Origin of the sequence: Sunxiuqinia rutila, assembly GCF_050589705.1 — a bacterium.
GTDB lineage: Bacteria > Bacteroidota > Bacteroidia > Bacteroidales > Prolixibacteraceae > Sunxiuqinia > Sunxiuqinia rutila.
Genome location: NZ_JBNGOT010000005.1, coordinates 204,396 through 224,453, shown reverse-complemented (window position 1 = coordinate 224,453; position 20,058 = coordinate 204,396). Strand labels below are relative to the sequence as shown.

At 45.5% G+C, this 20,058-nt stretch carries 17 protein-coding genes; 14 read left to right on the top strand and 3 right to left on the bottom strand.

Annotated features, from left to right (window positions below):
• Window positions 1–36 precede the first annotated feature (36 nt).
• The 11 genes from ACRD6K_RS08060 (at window position 37) to ACRD6K_RS08010 (ending at window position 13,381) form a co-directional block, all read left to right on the top strand.
• The gene (locus tag ACRD6K_RS08060) at window positions 37–2,271 is read left to right on the top strand and encodes a type IA DNA topoisomerase (protein ID WP_430972846.1); all 2,235 of its coding nucleotides are present in this window, start codon (window positions 37–39) and stop codon (window positions 2,269–2,271) included.
• Window positions 2,272–2,434: 163 nt separating this feature from the next.
• Complete coding sequence (locus ACRD6K_RS08055; RefSeq protein ID WP_299576898.1) at window positions 2,435–2,920, top strand: MarR family winged helix-turn-helix transcriptional regulator; 486 nt, start codon at window positions 2,435–2,437, stop codon at window positions 2,918–2,920.
• Between the two features lie 225 nt (window positions 2,921–3,145).
• Window positions 3,146–4,456: a lysine 2,3-aminomutase gene (gene kamA / locus ACRD6K_RS08050; protein ID WP_299576896.1), complete on the top strand. Its 1,311-nt coding sequence runs from the start codon at window positions 3,146–3,148 to the stop codon at window positions 4,454–4,456.
• Window positions 4,428–5,291, top strand: coding sequence for a putative beta-lysine N-acetyltransferase (gene ablB / locus ACRD6K_RS08045; RefSeq protein WP_299576894.1), 864 nt, complete (start codon window positions 4,428–4,430; stop codon window positions 5,289–5,291). The genes kamA and ablB overlap by 29 nt, the downstream gene beginning before the upstream one ends.
• A complete protein-coding gene (locus ACRD6K_RS08040) occupies window positions 5,288–5,503 on the top strand; it encodes a hypothetical protein (protein ID WP_430972845.1) in 216 nt (71 codons plus the stop codon). The genes ablB and ACRD6K_RS08040 overlap by 4 nt, the downstream gene beginning before the upstream one ends.
• Before the next feature lie 2 nt (window positions 5,504–5,505).
• Window positions 5,506–5,727, top strand: a complete 222-nt coding sequence (locus ACRD6K_RS08035) for a hypothetical protein (RefSeq protein WP_299576890.1) — start codon at window positions 5,506–5,508, stop codon at window positions 5,725–5,727.
• Complete coding sequence (locus ACRD6K_RS08030) at window positions 5,727–7,142, top strand: sodium:solute symporter family protein (protein WP_430972844.1); 1,416 nt, start codon at window positions 5,727–5,729, stop codon at window positions 7,140–7,142. The genes ACRD6K_RS08035 and ACRD6K_RS08030 overlap by 1 nt, the downstream gene beginning before the upstream one ends.
• 70 nt (window positions 7,143–7,212) lie before the next feature.
• A complete protein-coding gene (locus ACRD6K_RS08025) occupies window positions 7,213–8,139 on the top strand; it encodes a DMT family transporter (protein WP_299576886.1) in 927 nt (308 codons plus the stop codon).
• Window positions 8,102–8,605: a YkgJ family cysteine cluster protein gene (locus tag ACRD6K_RS08020; protein WP_299576884.1), complete on the top strand. Its 504-nt coding sequence runs from the start codon at window positions 8,102–8,104 to the stop codon at window positions 8,603–8,605. Before ACRD6K_RS08025 ends, ACRD6K_RS08020 begins: the two co-directional genes overlap by 38 nt.
• Window positions 8,606–8,792: 187 nt before the next feature.
• Window positions 8,793–12,416 (top strand): PAS domain S-box protein, encoded by a 3,624-nt coding sequence (locus tag ACRD6K_RS08015; protein WP_430972843.1) that lies wholly within the window; start codon window positions 8,793–8,795, stop codon window positions 12,414–12,416.
• Between the two features lie 104 nt (window positions 12,417–12,520).
• On the top strand, window positions 12,521–13,381 hold the full coding sequence (locus tag ACRD6K_RS08010; protein WP_430972842.1) for a restriction endonuclease: 861 nt from the start codon (window positions 12,521–12,523) through the stop codon (window positions 13,379–13,381).
• Here the strand turns inward: ACRD6K_RS08010 and ACRD6K_RS08005 are convergent.
• Window positions 13,368–15,293, bottom strand: coding sequence for a dipeptidyl-peptidase 3 family protein (locus ACRD6K_RS08005; protein WP_430972841.1), 1,926 nt, complete (start codon window positions 15,291–15,293; stop codon window positions 13,368–13,370). The two genes, ACRD6K_RS08010 and ACRD6K_RS08005, sit on opposite strands and share 14 nt — an antisense overlap.
• Entirely contained in the window at window positions 15,290–15,976 is a 687-nt protein-coding gene (locus ACRD6K_RS08000; RefSeq protein ID WP_299576876.1) for a TrmH family RNA methyltransferase, read from the bottom strand. Before ACRD6K_RS08000 ends, ACRD6K_RS08005 begins: the two co-directional genes overlap by 4 nt.
• Window positions 15,977–16,354: 378 nt before the next feature.
• On the opposite strand from ACRD6K_RS08000, the gene ACRD6K_RS07995 reads away from it, so the two are divergent.
• The 3 genes from ACRD6K_RS07995 to ACRD6K_RS07985 all read left to right on the top strand — a co-directional run bounded on the left by ACRD6K_RS07995 (window position 16,355) and on the right by ACRD6K_RS07985 (window position 19,158).
• A complete protein-coding gene (locus ACRD6K_RS07995; protein ID WP_299576874.1) occupies window positions 16,355–17,083 on the top strand; it encodes a (Fe-S)-binding protein in 729 nt (242 codons plus the stop codon).
• Window positions 17,084–17,455: 372 nt separating this feature from the next.
• Complete coding sequence (locus tag ACRD6K_RS07990) at window positions 17,456–17,650, top strand: hypothetical protein (protein WP_299576871.1); 195 nt, start codon at window positions 17,456–17,458, stop codon at window positions 17,648–17,650.
• 194 nt (window positions 17,651–17,844) lie between these two features.
• Window positions 17,845–19,158: a glycosyltransferase family 4 protein gene (locus tag ACRD6K_RS07985; RefSeq protein WP_430972840.1), complete on the top strand. Its 1,314-nt coding sequence runs from the start codon at window positions 17,845–17,847 to the stop codon at window positions 19,156–19,158.
• Between the two features lie 8 nt (window positions 19,159–19,166).
• Here ACRD6K_RS07985 and ACRD6K_RS07980 read toward each other — a convergent pair whose 3' ends face one another.
• Window positions 19,167–19,994, bottom strand: a complete 828-nt coding sequence (locus tag ACRD6K_RS07980; protein ID WP_299576867.1) for an alpha/beta hydrolase — start codon at window positions 19,992–19,994, stop codon at window positions 19,167–19,169.
• Window positions 19,995–20,058 lie beyond the last annotated feature (64 nt).

The window sequence follows — 20,058 nt, the reverse complement described above, 5'->3', positions numbered from 1 at the left end:
ACCCCATAACCGACAACAGACAACCGATCTCGTTTCATGAAAGTTTGCATTGCCGAAAAACCAAGTGTTGCCAAAGAGATTGCCCAGATTATTGGAGCAAATAGCCGGCGCGATGGCTATTTTGAAGGAAATGGATACCAGGTAAGCTGGACTTTCGGGCACTTGTGTACGCTGAAAGAACCCCACGACTACACCGTTCGCTGGAAATACTGGAACATCAACGAACTGCCTATGATTCCGACCCGGTTTGGCATTAAAGTTATTGATGACCAAGGGGTGAAAAAGCAATTTTCGATACTGGAAAACCTGATCAAACAAGCCGATGAGATCATCAATTGCGGGGATGCCGGTCAGGAAGGAGAGCTCATTCAACGTTGGGTGCTGGCCAAAGCCGGAAACAAAGCCCCCATCAAACGGTTATGGATTTCCTCCCTGACAGAGGAAGCGATTCGCGAAGGATTTGACAAACTGCTCTCCAGCGAAGAATTTGACAAGCTTTACGAGGCAGGCAGCGCACGCGCCATTGGCGACTGGCTGCTGGGCATGAACGCCACACGCCTGTACACGCTAAAATACGGTCAAAACAAGCAAGTGCTTTCCATCGGGCGGGTGCAAACGCCAACACTGGCCTTGATCGTGAATCGCCAACAGGAGATTGAAAATTTTAAGCCTGAACCCTTTTGGGAAATCAAAACGCTGTACAGGGATGCGGTATTTTCCTACACCACAGGACGTTTTCAGCAAAAAGAAAAGGCCGAAAAAGTACTGCAGGAAATTTCCGGCATGGACCTTTTCATTGGCAAAATCACCAAGAAGAACAGCAAAGAACACCCACCACGCCTGTTTGACCTGACCTCGCTACAGGTGGAGTGCAACAAAAAATTCAACCTCAGTGCCGATGAAACATTGCGCACCATTCAATCGCTGTACGAAAAGAAAGTGACCACCTATCCGAGGGTTGATACGACTTTCCTGTCGGACGATATTTATAAAAAAGTTCCTGCCACCCTGAAAAATCTGAAAGGCTATGAGGAGCTCACCCAGCCGGTTTTAAGCGCCGGAAAAATCCGCAAGTCGAAAAAAGTATTCGATAATAAAAAGATTACCGATCACCATGCCATCATTCCGACCGGAATGACCCGTATTGACCTGACCGAAGCCGAACGGAAAGTTTACGACATGGTGGTTAAACGATTTATTGCTGTTTTTTACCCCGATTGTGAAATTGCCAACACCACAGTGGAGGCAAACATTGAAAAACACCAGTTTAAAGCCACAGGGAAGCAAATCCTGAAACCCGGCTGGCGCATGGTATATAAAAACGAGAAGAAGACAAGCCAGTCGGACGACAACATTTTGCCGGCATTTACCTCCGGCGAACACGGGCCGCATCGGCCCGAACTGCAGGAAAAAAAAACGCAGCCGCCCAACTATTATACCGAGGCCACTTTGCTGCGCGCCATGGAAACAGCCGGCAAAAACATGGATGACGATGAATTGCGGGAACTGATGAAGGAAAACGGCATTGGACGCCCCTCAACCCGCGCAAACATTATTGAAACCTTGTTTCGCAGACGATACATCCGCAAGGAACGCAAACGCCTGGTAGCCACCCCTACCGGCATGGATCTGATCAATACCATTGAGAATGACCTTCTAAAGTCAGCCGAACTAACGGGCATGTGGGAAAAGAAATTACGCGAAATTGAGTCTGGCGAACTGGAGATTGCTCAATTTATGGCCGAACTTAAAAACATGGTAACCGAAGTCATCTGGCAGGTGAAGAATTCGCGTAAAAAAGAAATCACGATTCTGGAAGAAGAAGAAACCGCGGCTAAGGGAAAAGCCAAAGCAAAGGGCGAAAAGAAAGCACCAAGCAAAGCGGCAAAGGACTTAACCTGCCCCCGCTGCGAAAAAGGCAAGCTACTGAAAGGCAAGTCGGCCTGGGGCTGCTCGGAGTGGAAGAATGGATGTCGTTTCAAAGTTCCATTCAAATGCTTCGACAAAAAGCTAACCGACAAGCAAATTCAAACCTTGGTCAGCAAAAAGAAATCTCCACTCATCAAAGGCTTTACTTATGAAGGCTTAAAACTGGATGGTAAACTGATTCTGACAGACACATCTTCTATTCAACTGCAACCACAGGTCAAAGATGATTCTGTCTGCCCCAAATGCGAGGTCGGCAAAATACTCAAAGGGAAAACCGCCTGGGGGTGCTCCAACTTCAAAAATGGCTGCGACTTTCGGGTACCTTTTGAAGTAAATGCTTAAGCGCCGCTTTCCAGCTCCTGAGCAGCTCTTACTCCAATCGCAACAGCATTCAGCAGGCAAATGCTGAAAGAAAATAACACCGCCTTTCTTTCCATCGCAAAGGCAATTTGGTTTTGTTATATCCAAAATCTCATCTATTTTTGTCCTGTTGAAACAAATTCAAATGGATACGACTGAAATCTTAATTACTATTCGGAAAATTGTCCGATCTATCAACCTGGAATCTAAGAAGGTTCAAAAGGAACATGGCGTGAGCATCCCTCAAATTTTGTGTTTAAGTTACTTGCATGCATCAAAAAACTTTCAGTCAACACAAGGTGAAATCCGACGCTTCCTAAACTTGAATTCAAGTACCACTAGTGGAATCATTGACCGGCTTGAAAACAAAGGCTGTTTGGCCCGTTTGCCCAAACAAGGAGACAAGCGTGTTGTTAATATCGCCTTAACCTCTAAAGGCTCGGAATTGCTCAACAGCATCCCACCGCTTCTACACGACCGACTTACTGAAAAGCTGGATGCCCTTCCCAATATGAAGTTGCAACAGATACAAGAAAGTCTTCAAACACTTGTGAATCTGCTAAATATTGGACAAATAGAGGCTTCTCCTATGCTGACGAGCGATGAACCAATCGACGAGCATAAGCTATAAGCAGCTAACTAGAAACGACATACACAACATCAACCCCAAGTGCCCGGAAATCTTCGGCCTTTTCTGTTACAGTTAATTGTCATTTTAATCAACAAATACAATCAGCTTATTTTCAGTGTTTTCACCCACGGATTACCTTTATCTGCGAGCGATTAATTCCGTCTACATTTGGCTGTTGACGGCTAAAAACGTACATTTGTTCCTATAGAAACTAATAAATGTACTATGGATATTTTTAATGGAGCTCAACAAGAGATTGCAAACAAAATCAACAAAACATCAACCGTTTCTAATTGGAGGGATTGGAAATGGCAGTTAAAAAATTCAATCAGCACTGTTGAACAATTTGAAAGACTAACAGGAATACGATTCAGCGCAAAAGAGAAAGAAGAACTCAACAAGACGATGGAAAAGTTTCCGCTTTCCATTACGCCATATTACGCCTCCCTCATTTCAAAAGAAAATTACCAAAACGATCCGGTCTTCAAACAATCATTTGCCAACATCAACGAACTAAATGTACTTGATACCGAATTAGCTGATCCGCTATCCGAAGACAGGGACAGCCCGGAAGAGGGCATCACTCACCGCTACCCCGACCGGGTCTTATTTCACGTAAGTAATACCTGCGCCATGTATTGCCGGCATTGTACCCGCAAACGAAAAGTAGGAGATATTGATTTTATTCCTTCCAAGGAGCAACTTCAAAAAGGCATTGAATACATTAAAAAGACGCCTCAAATCCGAGACGTTCTATTGAGCGGTGGAGATCCGCTGATGCTTCCGGACAGCAAAATAGACTGGCTGCTCAATGAGCTAACCAGCATCCCACACGTAGAGGTTGTTCGCATAGGAACGAGAATGCCTGTTGTTCTTCCCTACCGAATAACCGATGAATTGGTGGCTGTTCTGAAAAAATATCAGCCCTTGTGGATCAATACGCACTTCAATCATCCACGCGAAATGACCTCTTCTGCCAAAGAATCTTTGCGCAAACTGGCCGATGGCGGTTTTCCATTGGGCAACCAAAGTGTTTTGCTGGCCAATGTAAATGACTGTCCGAGAATCATGAAAAACCTGGTGCATAAGCTGGTTCAAAACCGGGTACGCCCCTATTACCTTTACCAGTGCGACCTTTCAGAAGGGCTGTCGCATTTCCGCACACCCATCGGGAAAGGCATTGAAATTATGGAGAGCCTCATTGGGCACACCAGCGGATTTGCCCGGCCAACCTATGTTATTGATGCGCCTGGTGGTGGCGGCAAAATTCCGGTTATGCCCAACTACATCATTTCATGGTCCACCCACAAGGTCGTCCTGCGCAATTACGAAGGCGTTATTACCACCTACAAGGAGCCGGATCATTATGAAAATATTTTTTGCGACCGCGATTGCGAAAACTGCAACCTGGATCTGCAATTACAGGAAAGTGATGAAGTGGAATCTCTCGGAATTGAACGATTGCTGGCAGACTCCAACGATTCAATTTCCTTAATCCCTGAAAACAATGAACGCTATAACAGAAGAGAAGACTAAGATGGATATTATTGAAAAAATAGGTCATTCGGTTGTACACCACGGAACTTTCAACAACCGGATTTTTCTGCTGAAATATCACCCGAATGATCGCACAACCATAACCAAACGACTCAACGAACTGGCACAAGCCAAAGGATACACGAAGATTATCGCCAAAGTTCCCGCGGCTGCACAGCCCGTTTTCCTGCAGGACGGATTTACCCAGGAAGCATTCATTCCTGCCTTTTACCAAGGCAAAGAGGATGTTTTCTTCATGTCGAAGTTTTTAAGTGAGGATCGCCAGACCAGCCCCAACAAAGCACTCTCAACGCTGGTCGATTTGCTTTCTGAGGCGCCCAGCCAAAATGGGGATTCGCCAGCAGATCGCTTTAAACTCGATCAGCTTAGCCCGGATGAGGCGCCGGAGATGGCTAAAATTTTTGAGCAGGTGTTTGCCACCTACCCATTCCCGGTCACCAATCCCGATTACATTCGTCAAACCATGCAAGACGGATCGGTACTTTACTTTGGTGTATGGGATCAGAACAAACTAGTGGGTATTTCTTCAGCTGAGGTAGACCCGGCAAACAGGAATGCGGAGATGACGGATTTCGCTGTCCTGCCCGATTACCGAGGCCATAAGCTGGCTTACTTCCTGCTCAGCATGATGGAAGAAAACCTGAAGAAAAGAGAATACAAAACATTATACACGATTGCCCGATTAAACTCGCCCGGAATGAACAAGACCTTCATCAATCATGGGTATCATTTTTCAGGCGTCCTGAAAAACAACACCAATATTTCAGGGCAAATCGAAAGCATGAATGTGTACTATAAAACCATTGAACCATGATTAATCAAAGACATTTGGGAAAACTATGTCCTTACTCCAAAGACTGCCCAGTTTATCAGGAAGAATTAAAAATAGAGCGTGTCTCTTCTTTTTTGATTAAAAATGTTTTCTGCAACAGAGGCTACAAAGGATGGAAAAATTGCGAACGCTTTAAACTGGCCGATGAAGGACTGGCAATTCCGACAACAGCAACCCCCTATAAAGTAAAATAACTATGCGTGAACAGATTGACTTGAACAAAATTGAAGATCAAACGGAAAGAGCAATAATTAAACTTCTAAGTGAAAATGAGAAATTCATGATGGGTGATATCTTGATGAGATTAAAGTTAAGTTACCAGAAAGGCCATGAATATCTCAATTCACTTTTAGATAAAAACTGGGTAAGCAACACAGAAAAAGCGCCCTACTACACCCTAAATATTGACCTTAAATAATGCATTGGATTGACTTGACCATTTTTGTGGTCTACCTCATGTTTATGTTAGGCGTAGGTTTTTTCTTCCTGCGCCGAAACAAAAATACCGATGACTATTTTGTAGGTGGGCGCCAGATGAGCAGCCTGCATATTGGTTTATCGGTTGTGGCAACTGATGTTGGCGGAGGATTTTCAATCGGGCTGGGAGGCCTGGGCTTTGTCATGGGGCTGTCGGGCAGCTGGCTGCTGTTCTCCGGGCTCATTGGTGCCTGGCTCACGGCCGTCGTGCTGGTCCCCAAAGTTCATCGCCTCTCCAAACGTCAAAACCTCTTAACATTCCCGCAGTTCCTTCAGAACAGCTACAGCAAAAAAGTGGCACTTATTGCAGGAATCATATCGGCCATTGGCTACCTCGGTTTCACCAGCTCCCAGATTCTGGCCGGCGCCAAACTGGCAGCAGCTACCTTTCCGGCACTCACCTTCAATACTGCCTTGATGGTCATGGGAGCCATTGCCGTCATTTACACGGTTATTGGCGGAATGAAAGCCGTGATTTACACCGATACCATTCAGTGGATCATCTTGATGGGAGGACTAATTTTTGTAGCTCTTCCCCTTTGCTACTATGCTGTTGGCGGGTTCGAGGCCATTCAACAAACACTGCCTGCCTCGTTTCTCAGCTTCCGCAACATCAGCTGGCAGCAATTTCTGAATTGGATGGCAACAGTCATTCCCATTTGGTTCATCGGGATGACCCTTTACCAGCGAATTTATGCCTCACGAACACCTAAGTCGGCCCAACGTGCCTGGTTCATTGCTGGCTTGTTTGAGTACCCATTGATGGCTTTTACCGGCGTACTCTTAGGCATGCTTGCCAAAGTGGCTTTTGAAAACGGCATGCTTGCTGTTGCCGGCTTTCCGGCTGGCAGTGCAATCGACTCGGAAATGGGGCTTCCCATACTACTCAAAACCGTTCTTCCCATCGGGCTTACAGGCATTGTGCTATCGGCCTACTTTTCGGCCATCATGTCCACCGCCGACAGCTGCCTGATGGCTGCTTCCGGCAACGTATTGACTGATATTTTCCGGGGACACAATCACCCTTCCAGCCTTCGGATTTCGCAATTCCTTACCTTACTGATGGGAGCCGCTGCGCTATTGATTGCACTCAAAATGCCCAATGTGCTCGAGCTCATGCTTCACTCCTATTCTTTTATGGTTTCCGGACTGTTTATTCCGGTTGTTGCGGCACTGATCAAACCCAACAACAATCCAACGGCGGCTTTTTGGTCCATGATTGCAGGTGGCGGAACCTCACTCAGCCTGATCATTCTCAACCCAGATCTTCCATTGGGGCTGGATCCGATTATCTTTGGAATTTCCAGTTCGCTGGTTGTTTTTTTGCTACTTGCGGCCTTAACTCAGCGCAAATGACCGGCCGTTAAAAACTGTTTTAGATCATCAAATTTATCCCTACTTTTGCGGTCAATTCACCAGGGATATCATGAAAAATAACATACTGAAGCACTACATGGCGGCCTTGCTGGCCATGTTTTTCTGGAGCTTTTCGTTTGTTTGGTTTAAAATCGCTTATCAGGCTTATGAGCCGATGACAGTAATACTCATCAGGCTCAGCCTGGCAGCAGCCATTATGTTTATTTTCTCCCGGCTTACAGGAAAGCTTCAAGCCCTTCAGAAAGGCGACTTGGCCTGGATGATTTTGCTTTCCTTCTTTGAACCTTTCCTCTATTTCATGGGCGAAAGTTTTGGGTTGAAGTATGTCTCGCCAACAGTTGCTGCCGTTATTGTTGCTACCATTCCCTTGTTTACCCCGTTTGCAGCATGGTATTTTTTTAAAGAGAAACTAAACAGCGCCAACCTAGCTGGCCTGGTGCTTTCCTTTGCCGGAGTCAGCCTGGTGGTTTTCGACCGATCGGCCGGTTTGATGGCTTCTCCCCTTGGTGTTGGACTCGAATTTATCGCGGTTCTTTCCACCATTGGCTATACGGTTGTGCTCAAAAGAATGGTAGGCCGTTACAATGGCTACACCATTATCAGCTATCAAAACCTAATTGGTACATTCATGTTTTTGCCCTTTTGGGGAATTTTTGAGGCACGCGAGGCATTGGCCATCCCTTTTGCACCGGAAGCCTTCATGGCTATTATAAAACTGGCCGTTTTTGCCTCTATCCTTGGCTTTATCTTTTTCACTTACAGCATCCGACACATTGGCATCAACAAATCCAATATGTTCATCAACCTGATTCCAGTGTTCGTAGCCGTCTTCTCCTTTCTCATTTTAGGAGATGAAATCAATGGTCAAAAACTGCTGGGCATTACCGTAGTAGTTGCTGGTTTATTTTTGGCCCAGTTTAAACGTAGAAAACGCAATCATGAAATCTATCCGGTATTACAAAAGAGACGAGCTTAAACAAATGACTGCCAACCGCAAGCAGGAATTCAGTCTTTTGTTTCAGAAATTGAAAAAGAAAAAGCCCAAAAACCTGGATGCGGTTGTTCATGCCTTGCACGACGAGGCTTTTGATCAGTTTGACTGCCTCGACTGCGCCAATTGCTGCTCAGGAATCAGCCCGATTGTAACGGACAGGGATGTGGAACGGTTGGCCAAAAACCAAAAAATGAAACCTGCTGACTTTATCAGCCAACACTTGTATATGGATGAGGATCAAGATTATGTTTTTCAGCAGACACCCTGTCCTTTTTTACTAACTGACAACTACTGCTGTGTGTATGAAAACCGTCCACGCGCCTGCCGCGAATATCCGCACACCGATCGCAAGCGTTTTTACCAGATTCTAAAATTGACCCATAAAAATTGTGAAGTTTGCCCGATAGTGTTTGCCATTACCGAGGAACTCTGTCAAATGGAATGGTAGCTTTACCTCGGGTTAACTTGTGGGCAGGGCAACACAAGCTCAATCCGGAATTGCCTATTTCCCCTTGATGAATGTTGCAGGCTCACACAATTTATATTGTAAAAATACTATCTTTGAGCCTTTGAAATGCGCTTGTCTTCAAAGGTGGAGCCATGCTAACAGAAGCTAAGAGAGCAAACGAAAAACGATGATAACGGACCTGCTTCAAAATGCAACTTTACTTATAACGTTGACTGTTTCATACAGTTTTCTCTTTCGTACTAAAAAAGCAAACAGCCATGGCTTAAAACTAGTTGCAGGCCTATTATTTGGCTCCATTACCATCATCGGAATGAACATGCCCGTCAATTTTCAACCGGGGATCTTTTTCGATGGACGATCGATTATCCTGTCGCTTGTAGGCCTTTTTGGCGGAACCCTTGTTACTGCTATCACGGCGATTCTCGCCATTGTTTACAGGATCATTCTTGGTGGCATTGGCGTGTTAGCCGGCACCGCCACCATTATTGTGTCGGCTTTAATTGGTCTGGCATTTCGACGCTATCTGAGCAGCAAACCCGAAAACATAAGCCCGCTGAACCTGCTCGCCATGGGATTTCTGACCCATTTGGCGATGCTCCTCTGTCAATTCATTTTACCATGGGAAACGGCTATTCGTGTAGTTGGGCAAATATGGTGGCCCATTCTGCTTATTTTTCCAGGCTCGACCCTGCTTATTGGCCTGCTACTCAGAAATGAGCACAAGCGCATTGCGGCAGAAAATCACATCCGCGAAAGCGAAGCACGCTACCGAACTACCTTGAGCAGTATTGGCGATGCGGTGATTACCACCGATAATCAAGGACTAATTACCTTTATCAACCCGGAGGCCACACAACTAACCGGCTGGAGTGAAAAGGAAGCCATTGGGCAAGCTGCCCAATTGGTATTTCGAATCATCCATGAAGATACCGGGCTTGAAACCGAGTGCCCTGTGGAGAAAGTGATCAACCAAGGCAAAGTGGTTGAAACAGCTAACCATTCCATACTGATGACCAAATCAGGACGAACACTACCCGTTGCAGATAACAGTGCTCCCATCCGGGATGAAAAAGGAAGCATTACTGGTGTTGTATTGGTTTTCAGAGACCAAACAGAGGCCAATGAGCTTCAGCAACAACTTCAGAAAAGAGAACACTTATTCCATACCCTTACCGATCAGTCGCCTGTTGGAATCTTCCGAACACGTCCTGACGGGGATGTCAATTACATCAACCCTAAATGTTGCGAACTAAGTGGACTGGACTGCAAAAAAGCACTTGGCCGAGGCTGGCTTGAAGCCATCCATCCCGAAGATCGTTCGCTCCTTATTCGACGATGGGAGAACATCTCGGTAAAGCAAATGCACAGCAAGCTTGAATACCGTTTTTTACTGCCTGATGGACGCGTGACCTGGGTGCTGGATGAAACCGGACCAGAACTATCGCCCGAAGGCAAGCTACTGGGCTATATTGGCACTGTTATCGACATTACCGAGCGAAAAGAGGCGGAGAAAGCCCTGCTGCAATCCCGTGCAAACTTCCAGCAAACCATGGATGAATCTCCCTTTGGAATGCGCATTGTTTCAAACTCGGGCGAAACTCGCTATGTCAATCAGGCCTTGCTGTCAATCTATGGATTTAAAAATATACGGGAGTATTTTGATACGCCACTAAGCAAACGATATTCCACGCAAAGCATCATTGAGCACGAGGAGCGCAAACAAAAACGCAAGAGAAACCTCTTCGTCGAGTCAGAGTACGACATTGAGATCCTTCATAAAGATGGTGAACTGCGGAACTTGCGTGTTTATCGAAAATTGATCACTTGGGATGGTCAGCCCGAATTTTTAACCATCTACCAGGACTTTACCGAACAAAAGAAAGCCCAAGACGCCTTAATTCAAAGCGAGCAATCACTAAAAGAGGCGCAGGAAATTGCCCGCATGGGACACTGGAAATATGATTTGGTAAAGAATGAAACTTATTGGTCGGAAAACTGCTATCGCCTGTTTGGACTGACTCCATTTGAGGTACTTCCAACCTATGATTTCTTCCGAAACTATATTCTGAAGGAAGATCTCCCGGAACTTGAAGCGGGCGAAAAACGCATCATGGAAAGCAAGCAAACGGTTGACATTCGCTTCCGGATTCAACTAGCCAGTGGCGAAATCAAGTGGCTTATGAATCGTGTCATCCCAGAGTTCAAGGATAATAAACTTGTAAAGCTGCAAGGCATTATCATTGACATTACCGAAACCAAAAGAAACCTTGATGCCTTAAAGGAAAGTGAGAAAGGCTATAAAAACCTATTTAAAAACGATGCGGCCATTAAGCTACTGATTGATATCGAAAACGGCAACATTGCCGATGCAAATCGCGCGGCCCGCGAATTTTACGGCTACTCACGCAAGCAACTGAAGCAAATGAGTGTTCTGGACATTTTCCAGTTTGGAGAAGGTGAATTTGAGCAAGAAATGGCGCTTAGCCGGGCGTCGAAAAACAGGCAACGTGAATACCAAAACAAACTGGCTGATGGCACCATCAGAGAAGTGGAAGTTTTCATCAGTAAAATCAGGTTCAAAGGACGAATCTTCTTTCACGCCATCGTTCACGACATTACCGGAAAAAAGGAAGCCGAAAACCAGCTTCTACTGTTGAGTAAATCAACCGAGCAAAGTCCGGCAGGTATTGTAATTACCGACCATCAGGGCATTATCGAATACATCAACCCCAAGTTCACTGAGATTACGGGCTATCAAAGCAAGGAAGTTATCGGCAAAACACCAGCAATTCTCAAATCAGGCTATCATTCCAAGGAGTTTTATGCCCAACTTTGGCAAACAATCCTTGATGGAAAAGAATGGCGCGGCGAAATTAAAAACCGGAAAAAGAACGGCCAGCTTTACTGGGAAAGTGCGACCATCTCGTCCATTCTGGACGCGAAAGGCGAGATTTCTCATTTTGTTGAAGCCAAAGAGGACATTACGGAAAAGAAAAAAATCCTGGCTGATCTACAGCTTGCCAAAGAAAAAGCAGAAGAAAGCGACCGACTAAAAACCGCCTTTTTAGCCAACATGAGCCACGAGATTCGAACTCCCCTGAATGCGATTCTTGGGTTTAGCAATATGTTAGTTGAAGAACAGGACTTAGACCAGGAAGCCAAAAAAGAGTTTTCTTCCATCCTCAAGCAAAGTGGGGCCAACCTGCTTCAAATCATCAATGATATCCTTGACCTTTCCAAACTGGAAACCGGGCAACTGGCTATTTACAAGGATCAATTTGACCTTATTCCACTACTCAAAGAACTTCACAGCATATTTAAACAACGACTGGCTGAGCAGGACAAATCCCACATTCAAATAAGCTTTATCGCTCCGGAAGGCTCGGTAAAACTATACACCGACAAGGTTCGGTTTAACCAGGTTTTCATGAACCTGCTAAGCAATGCCGTTAAGTTCACCTTCGAAGGAAAAATTCAGTTTGGAATTATGGAGCAAACCAACGAGACAATCAGTTTCTTTGTTACCGATACTGGAATTGGAATCAACAAGGAAACACAAACCAGCATTTTTGACCGCTTCCGGCAAGCCGATGACTCGTATACCCGAAACTATGGCGGAACCGGCTTAGGTCTGCCCATTTCCAAAAAAATCATCGACCTGATGGGAGGCTCCATCTGCTTGAAATCCGAAGTTGGTAAAGGCACAACTTTCACCTTTCATATTCCGCTCAATACAAAAGGAAAAGAAGATACAGTCTCTTTATCAACATCTGAAATGCCCTGCTTGTAAACCGGTACTTCGACACTATTTTTTAGCTATATTTAGCATCACAAAAAACCAACCCAAGTTCAGAACTGCACTTGGCCTTAACCGATTGAAACAAGCAACAACCGATGCAAGCAAACCACACTCAACCGATTTTAATAAAAAAAGCCTCCGGCGAGCACGAACCCTTCGCGCTTGATAAACTTATCCGCTCTCTGCGCAATGCAGGAGCTGAAGAAGCCATTATTCAGGAAATAGGCCAAGACATACAAAACTGGATTTATGATGGCATCAGCACCCATAGAATTTATGCGCTGGCTTTCTCCATGCTCCGCAAAAAGGAAAAACAAGCGGCATCGCGTTACAGGCTAAAAAAAGGCATTATGGAACTTGGGCCAACCGGTTATCCCTTTGAGCATTTCATCGGGCAGGTTATGGGAACACTAGGATTTACCGTGGAAGTTGGACAGGTTTTACCCGGACAATGCGTGACGCATGAGGTTGACGTAGTCGCCACACGTGGTAACGAACAACACTTTGTCGAATGCAAGTACGGGCAAAGTCCCGACCGGATTCAAAATGTAAAAGTTCCGCTTTACATCCGTTCCCGCGTGAATGACCTGATCTCAAAACGAAAGGAATCAGCAGAATACCGCGACTTTTCATTTCACGGCTGGGTGGTCACCAACACCCGCTTTACTTCCGACGCCATTAATTATGGCCAATGCAGCGGGCTCCATTTACTAAGCTGGGATTACCCGTTGGGAAACAGTTTGAAGGATCTGATTGACCGCGAAAGGATTTATCCCTTAACAGTCTTGAACAGCCTGACCAAAAGTCATAAACAACAATTGCTGAATCAAAATATCGTCACCTGCCAACAGCTGCAGGACAATCCCGGTCTCTTGGACCCGCTGGCCTTAAGTGAAAAGAAATTCCAAACTGTGATGCATGAAATCAGGCAAATGCTGAAACCTACAAAAAGCTGAAGTTTTGGCCATAAGCAAGCATTTGCCCGGCAAAATCTTCGGCATAAGCCACTTCAACATCTACGACTTCTCCACCGTCGGCTGTTTTCAGTTTCAGCTCCGGATTTAAAAAGCCCGCGTAAGGCGCAATGTTTAGCCGGCTGAAACGCTCCAGCACTTCGTTGTGCAAATCCGGGTCAACCTTTACCCCGTAGTTTTCAACAAGTTCAGCAGCGGCCTTCAAGTCACCTTCCGACTTAATACGCTGCACTTCAGCCAACAATTCACCAAACAGCTTGCGCAGTTTTTGGTAGTCATTAATTTGGACATAGGTTTTGCCATCTCGCTTCACCCATTCCACCACTGCTTCGGCCTGGCCGTGCTCAAACGCCCACCGGGCAATCAACTGACGGTTTCGCATGTGCGATTCCTCCAAATCTTTCCCCGGTTCAATGCGGGTAAGCTGGGTAATCAACCCGTTGCGCAAGTACGAATCATACTCGGCCATGCCCGACTCCATGGAAGGCACCAAACCCAGTTCCAGCAACTTTTCGTCCATCACATAGTAGAGGGCAAACAAATCGGCCCGGGTTTCTTCAATGGTCGAATAATAGTTCTTCAAATCTTCGGGCTTCACCCCAGGCATCATTTTTCCCGAACCATGGCCCAGGCATTCATGCAAATCAGTATGCAAGTTACCCGCCAGATAGCCATACTTTTGTGCCCGTTCAATCTCTTCCTTGGAGCCGGCAAACTCTTCCAGCATGCCATTGCCCAGCGAATCCAGGAAGTACGATTTGGTAATATTCTCAATGGTTACCGACTTGGAGCCATATTCTTCCCGAATCCACTCAGAATTGGGGAGATTAACCCCAATCGGCGTATGCGGATAGCAATCACCGCCAAGCATGGCCACATGAATCACTTTAGCGCTAACGCCTTTCACTTCTTTCTTTTTAAACGCCCCGGCCACCGGCGAATGCTGCTCAAACCACTGCGCATTTTCTGATAAAATGGTCGCTCGCTTGGTGCCTTCCTCGTCTTTGTAATTGACAATCGCCTCCCAGCTTCCTTTTATTCCCAGCGGATCACCGTACACTTCAATAAAGCCATTCACAAAATCCACCTGTCCTTCCAGCTCTTTTACCCATGAAATGCTATAATCATCAAAGGTTTTTAAATCACCGGTCTGGTAATAAGCCACCAGTTCGTTAATTGTTTTTTGCTGAAGTTCATTTTCCGCAAAAGGCAAGGCCTTTTTCAACCAATAAATAATTTGCTGAATCGCTTCTCCGTAACAACCATCAGCCTTCCATACTTTTTCCTGCAGGTCGCCATTTTCCTTCACCAGCTGGGTGTTTAAGCCAAACGAAGGCGCATTTTCACCAGCAACCTGATTTTTGGCTTTGTAAAAGGCTTCGGCTTCGGCCTGCGAAACGCCTTGGTAATAGTTCATCGCTGACGCGTGTAGCAGGTCAGCTGAAGCATCCAGGCTCACTCTTTTGGCTTCCCGATCCGGGTTGGTGATTACCTCTACCAGCTCTTCCAAATCGGCCAAATAAGCAAATCCGCCTAAGTCAGCCTGCTCAAGCAGCGTCCGGAAATCCTGAGCCGAAAAGCCAGGCTGAATCTTATCCATGGAATAATGATGATGAATACCATTGGAAAACCACACCCGTTTCAGGTAAACCTCAAATTTCTGAAACAGCTCGCTTTCCCGGTTTCCGGAAAAAGTCCGATAAACGGCTTCCAACAACCGGCGTATGCGGAGGTTGTAACGGTTATTCTGATCCCATAAGATATCGCGCCCACAGAGGGCAGCTTGCCCCAGGTAGTAGATGTATTGTTTTTGATGAAGACTCAGCTTGTCAAAACCGGTCAATTCGTAGCGTAATATTTTAATGTCCGCAAATTTCTCTGCAAAAACTTTCATAATTTTCCTTCCTTTTTCAATTCTTCATAACGTTGCTCTAACAGCTCCGAGCGTTTCAAAGTTCGTCTGATCCAGCTTAATTTAATCGCTGCCTTTTCTTCTTCGGACAATTTCCAGTCGATTGCCGGATTGCCACGCATCAGAAAAGTCAGGTGGTGTAAGATGATCGCCGCAGAAACCGATATGTTAAAGCTTTCGGTAAACCCATGCATGGGAATCTTCAAAAACTCATCGGCTTCATTCTGCACCACTTCCGAGATCCCTGTCAGCTCGGTTCCAAAAATCAAGGCACATTTTCCCTTCTCCAAATCAAACTCTTCCAGGTTCGTATCTCCTTCGTGTGGCGTGGTAGCCACAATGCGGTAGCCCTGCTCACGCAAATGGCGAATAGCATTCAAGCTGTTGTGTTCCTCCCCCGTGTATTTGTGCACCGAAAGCCATTTGGAAGCGCCCATCGCCACCTCACGGTCCACCGTAAATTCATTCCGGTTTTCGATTACATGAACATCCTGCACACCAAAACAATCGACAGACCGCAACACAGCACTGGCATTTTGCGGTTGAAAAATATCCTCCAAAACAACGGTCAGATAACGGGTACGGTCTTCCAACACACGTTCAAACAATTCTTTTCGTTCCGGGGTAAGGCACTCCGAGAGGTATGCTATTCGTTGATAATCCATAGGTCAAAATCTTGAAATTTGGTAAAGCCCACAGGCCTTTGGGCGCTAAAAATAGCTATTTTTTGCCGGATGCTTAAGTTTACAGTTGTTGATTTGAAAACGGCAACTCCTTCTTGCGCCCCCAAACAAACGAAGTCCGGTACCAACGCCGAAACGCAAGTTCCATCTTAACAGCGAATTCGACAACAAAAAGCCAGTTAGAAGGAAACCGCTAAATAAACAGAAACCAGAGGAATGCGTGAATGGAGTTCAGACAGGCATTACCGGACAACCAGGCAAGCGTTAATTTAATTCCGAAAAAAACTGGCAAGTGCCGTTCACTCCCTTTTTGTATAAATGGAAAAGCTACTATCTTTGCCTAAACCCTATTCCTCAAAAATGACAGTAGATTTATTTATCCCTTGCTTTATTGACCAGCTTTACCCGGACACAGCGTTTAACGTAATTAAGTTGCTGAAAAAAGCCGGAGTTGATGTCAACTATAACCCGGAGCAAACATGCTGTGGCCAGCCTGCATACAACAGTGGTTATTGGGATGAAACACGAAAATTAGCCCATAAGTTTGTAACCGACTTTCCGGGCGATCGGCTTATTGTCAGTCCTTCTGCCTCCTGCACAGGCTTTATCAAGAATTATTATTCCAATCTGTTCAAAAAAGAAGATGAGGATTACGAACAGCACCTGTCTTTGCAAAAGCGCTTGTTTGAGCTAACCGACTTTCTGGTAAATAAGCTCAACTTTACCGACTTTGGAGCCAGTTTTCCCCACAAAGTGTGTTACCACGATGCCTGCACTGCCCTGCGCGAGTATGGCGTTAAACAGGAGCCGCGCTTACTGCTTTCCAAAGTGAAAGGACTGGAACTGGTTGAGATGGAAGAAACAGAAACCTGCTGCGGCTTTGGTGGAACTTTTGTCACCAAATTCAAAGCCATTTCATCGGCCATGACCGAGCAAAAAGTACAGCACGCTTTAAATACAGGTGCTGAATACATTATTTCTACCGAATCATCCTGCTTGCTGAACATTGAAGCTTACATCAAGAAAAACAAACTTCCAATCACCCCCATCCATATTGCAGACATCCTGGCCAGTGGCTGGACAGAATAGTCATTCTCACACCTTATTTCCGCTTGCTCCACGATGAACGAACATCGTGGTGGTAACTCGTTGTGTCTATCAGTCAACCCGTTAAATTAGGAAACTTTAACAACTCTTCCTCAATCCTGATCAACACCTTCGTACATCTTGACATTCAGACACATAAACTCTAAAGAACATAAATCCTGACTCTTTTTCAGAAAAACATTTACCACTTTTTGCCGTAGTCTAAAATGGAGTGGTATGTAAAAAAAGCCACGATTTGAGCCCTTAATTCTCTCATTACTAGTTACGAATTTGATCTCAGCATGGACGCAATTCGATGACTATCAGTACATCAAAACGGAAATATTTTGCAATTTTATGAAATCCAATCAACCAATGAAAAAGCAAGAATTCAAAAAAGATAAGAACCTGATCATTCATGAACGCCACCGTAGCCTCAAGAACATGCAGACAGACACCAGTCGTCAGTACAAGCCATTTCCCGGAGAAAAAGGCTTACAGTGTGATGGAGATAAGTTTGACTACGTGGTCGAGTGGGAAATTCACGAAGAAGTGTTTGAAAAGGAATAAGCAGCTCTCTTTTGTTATTGGGCTTTAGATCTAAAAAAACCGTAACTTCAGGTTTCCCGCCTCATGCCATCGGTTATTCTTTAATTTTCGAAAACAAGCATTCGAATCTATAGCTGTCTGGGTTCCGGCTCATTGAAAATCGTTAATTCAATGGGTTCAAGCACTGACTTTGTTGACACAGTAAGGCAAGGAGCATGAATGTATTGATGTTTGGCTGGGAATTTCCTCCAAATATTTCGGGTGGTTTAGGAACTGCCTGCTATGGAATAACCAAAAGCTTGACAGCTCTTGACACAAAAATAACTTTTGTCATTCCCAAAGTTTATGGCAACGAGGCTAAGGACAATGTCACACTAATTGGAGCCAATCAAATCGACTTAATCAAAAGTAAAATTCACACCGAGCGACTAAAAGTACCGGTAACTTGTCTGGGTATCGAGTCACAAATGCTTCCCTATGTTGACCCCAGACTGTACGCCACACAACAGTTAAGACTGCACGAAAAGCAAACCCCAGGTTCCTCCTTTCCCCCTTCATCGGCCATTCGGTTTTCCGGCGCTTATGGCACCGGACTAATGGAAGAGATTCATAACTTCTCCGTGATCAGTGAATACATTGCCCGCCACACGGATTTTAACCTGATTCATGCACACGACTGGCTGACCTTTCCGGCAGGTATTGCAGCCCAAAAGGTATCGGGAAAGCCCTTGGTAGTGCACGTTCATGCCACCGAGTTTGACCGTAGCGGGAACAAGGTCAATCCCCAGGTATTTCAAATTGAGCAGCAAGGCATGAGCCAGGCTGATTGTGTGATTTGTGTGAGCAACCGCACCCGGCAAACGGTGATCGACAAGTATCAAATCCCTCCTGAAAAGACACAAACCGTACATAACGGGGTTGAACTTCAGCAGTCCGCTGAACCGCCTTTATCCGGCCTTAAAGACAAGAATAAACTGGTCACCTTCCTGGGGCGAATTACTTTACAAAAAGGCCCTGAGTATTTCATTCGCGTGGCCGAACTGGTATTAAGCAAAATGAAAGATGTTCAATTTGTGATGGCTGGCAGTGGCGATCTTCAGCAGGAAATGATTCGAAAAGTAGCGCGTTCCCATATGGCGGATCAATTCTTTTTTACCGGATTTTTACGTGGCGAAGAGGTGTGCCGAATCCTAAGATTATCCGATATCTTCATCATGCCTTCCGTTTCTGAACCCTTTGGCATCTGTCCGTTGGAAGCCATGCAAAACGGTGTACCGACCATTATTTCCAAACAATCCGGTGTTTCCGAAATAGTTCAACATGCCATTAAAGTTGACTTTTGGGATGTGCATGCCATGGCTGACGCCATTCATGGGCTGTTAAGTTACCCGGCTTTGCCCAAAATGATGATTCAGGCAGGCAAACAAGAGGTGGGAAAAATTCGATGGGAACAGGCAGCCACCAAAATCCGGGCCATCTACGAAGAGCTGGTTCGGGCTAAGGTAAGCAGCCTGTCAAAAGCCATCTGATGCTTAAACTAGTTCAAGCCTATTTCTTTCAAAATGCGCAGGGTCAGTTCGAATCCAGGAATGGCCATCGCTCCATGGTCAAAACCATCCAATTCATACAGAAAAGTACTTTCGTGGCCGGCCACTTTCATCATCCGGTACATGTAAGCGTTTTCCTCGTAGCGCCCCAGAATTTCCATTTCGCGGTCACCCGAAATCAGGAATAAGGGTGAAGCGTCTTTACGAACATGGTACAGTGGTGCATAGGCATCAATGGTAGGCTGTGTGCCTGCAATGCCTTGTTCAGAGCGAATGGTAAAATGCGTAATGGTATGTCCGCTAAACGGCACCAAAGCTGCAATCTGATTGGCATCCTGGCCATACTTTTCCAGGTAGCTTTTGTCCAAACCAATCATACTGGCCAAATAGCCGCCCGCCGAATGGCCCGACACCACGATGGCATCTTTCGAGCCACCATATTCTTCGATGTGGTTAAACACCCAAGCCACTGCCGCGGCAGCATCGTCAATATAAGCAGGGTTCTTCACTTTGGGTCCAAGGCGGTAGTTCACGGCCACAACAGCCAGTCCCCGGTTTTTCCATTCCTTTGGAATAAATTTTTCACCACCGGTTAAGCCTCCGCCATGAAACCAGACAATGGTTGTAAACCCCTCCACATGTTCCGGATAGTATACATCCAGCTTGCAGCGCTCTTCCATGTAAGGAGTCAGCTCACCGGTTTCACGGTACTGAATGGATTCAACGGTTTTGTAAGTTGCTGTTTTCTGTGCAGCTGCTGATAGATTGAAGACAATAAACAAGCAGCAAGAGATTGTAAAAATTCTTAATAGCCTCATGGTAATTCATTTAATTGTTCAGGGCTACAAAGATAAGCTTTTCCACTCAGAAAGCCTCTGTCTA

Excerpts from the sequence above, each read along its gene's own strand:
- ACRD6K_RS08060 (WP_430972846.1), top strand. The coding sequence starts at position 37 with ATGAAAGTTTGCATTGCCGAAAAACCAAGTGTTGCCAAAGAGATTGCC.
- ACRD6K_RS08055 (WP_299576898.1), top strand. The coding sequence starts at position 2,435 with ATGGATACGACTGAAATCTTAATTACTATTCGGAAAATTGTCCGATCT.
- kamA (WP_299576896.1), top strand. The coding sequence starts at position 3,146 with ATGGATATTTTTAATGGAGCTCAACAAGAGATTGCAAACAAAATCAAC.
- ablB (WP_299576894.1), top strand. The coding sequence starts at position 4,428 with ATGAACGCTATAACAGAAGAGAAGACTAAGATGGATATTATTGAAAAA.
- ACRD6K_RS08040 (WP_430972845.1), top strand. The coding sequence starts at position 5,288 with ATGATTAATCAAAGACATTTGGGAAAACTATGTCCTTACTCCAAAGAC.
- ACRD6K_RS08035 (WP_299576890.1), top strand. The coding sequence starts at position 5,506 with ATGCGTGAACAGATTGACTTGAACAAAATTGAAGATCAAACGGAAAGA.
- ACRD6K_RS08030 (WP_430972844.1), top strand. The coding sequence starts at position 5,727 with ATGCATTGGATTGACTTGACCATTTTTGTGGTCTACCTCATGTTTATG.
- ACRD6K_RS08025 (WP_299576886.1), top strand. The coding sequence starts at position 7,213 with ATGAAAAATAACATACTGAAGCACTACATGGCGGCCTTGCTGGCCATG.
- ACRD6K_RS08020 (WP_299576884.1), top strand. The coding sequence starts at position 8,102 with ATGAAATCTATCCGGTATTACAAAAGAGACGAGCTTAAACAAATGACT.
- ACRD6K_RS08015 (WP_430972843.1), top strand. The coding sequence starts at position 8,793 with ATGATAACGGACCTGCTTCAAAATGCAACTTTACTTATAACGTTGACT.
- ACRD6K_RS08010 (WP_430972842.1), top strand. The coding sequence starts at position 12,521 with ATGCAAGCAAACCACACTCAACCGATTTTAATAAAAAAAGCCTCCGGC.
- ACRD6K_RS08005 (WP_430972841.1), bottom strand. The coding sequence starts at position 15,293 with ATGAAAGTTTTTGCAGAGAAATTTGCGGACATTAAAATATTACGCTAC.
- ACRD6K_RS08000 (WP_299576876.1), bottom strand. The coding sequence starts at position 15,976 with ATGGATTATCAACGAATAGCATACCTCTCGGAGTGCCTTACCCCGGAA.
- ACRD6K_RS07995 (WP_299576874.1), top strand. The coding sequence starts at position 16,355 with ATGACAGTAGATTTATTTATCCCTTGCTTTATTGACCAGCTTTACCCG.
- ACRD6K_RS07990 (WP_299576871.1), top strand. The coding sequence starts at position 17,456 with ATGAAAAAGCAAGAATTCAAAAAAGATAAGAACCTGATCATTCATGAA.
- ACRD6K_RS07985 (WP_430972840.1), top strand. The coding sequence starts at position 17,845 with ATGAATGTATTGATGTTTGGCTGGGAATTTCCTCCAAATATTTCGGGT.
- ACRD6K_RS07980 (WP_299576867.1), bottom strand. The coding sequence starts at position 19,994 with ATGAGGCTATTAAGAATTTTTACAATCTCTTGCTGCTTGTTTATTGTC.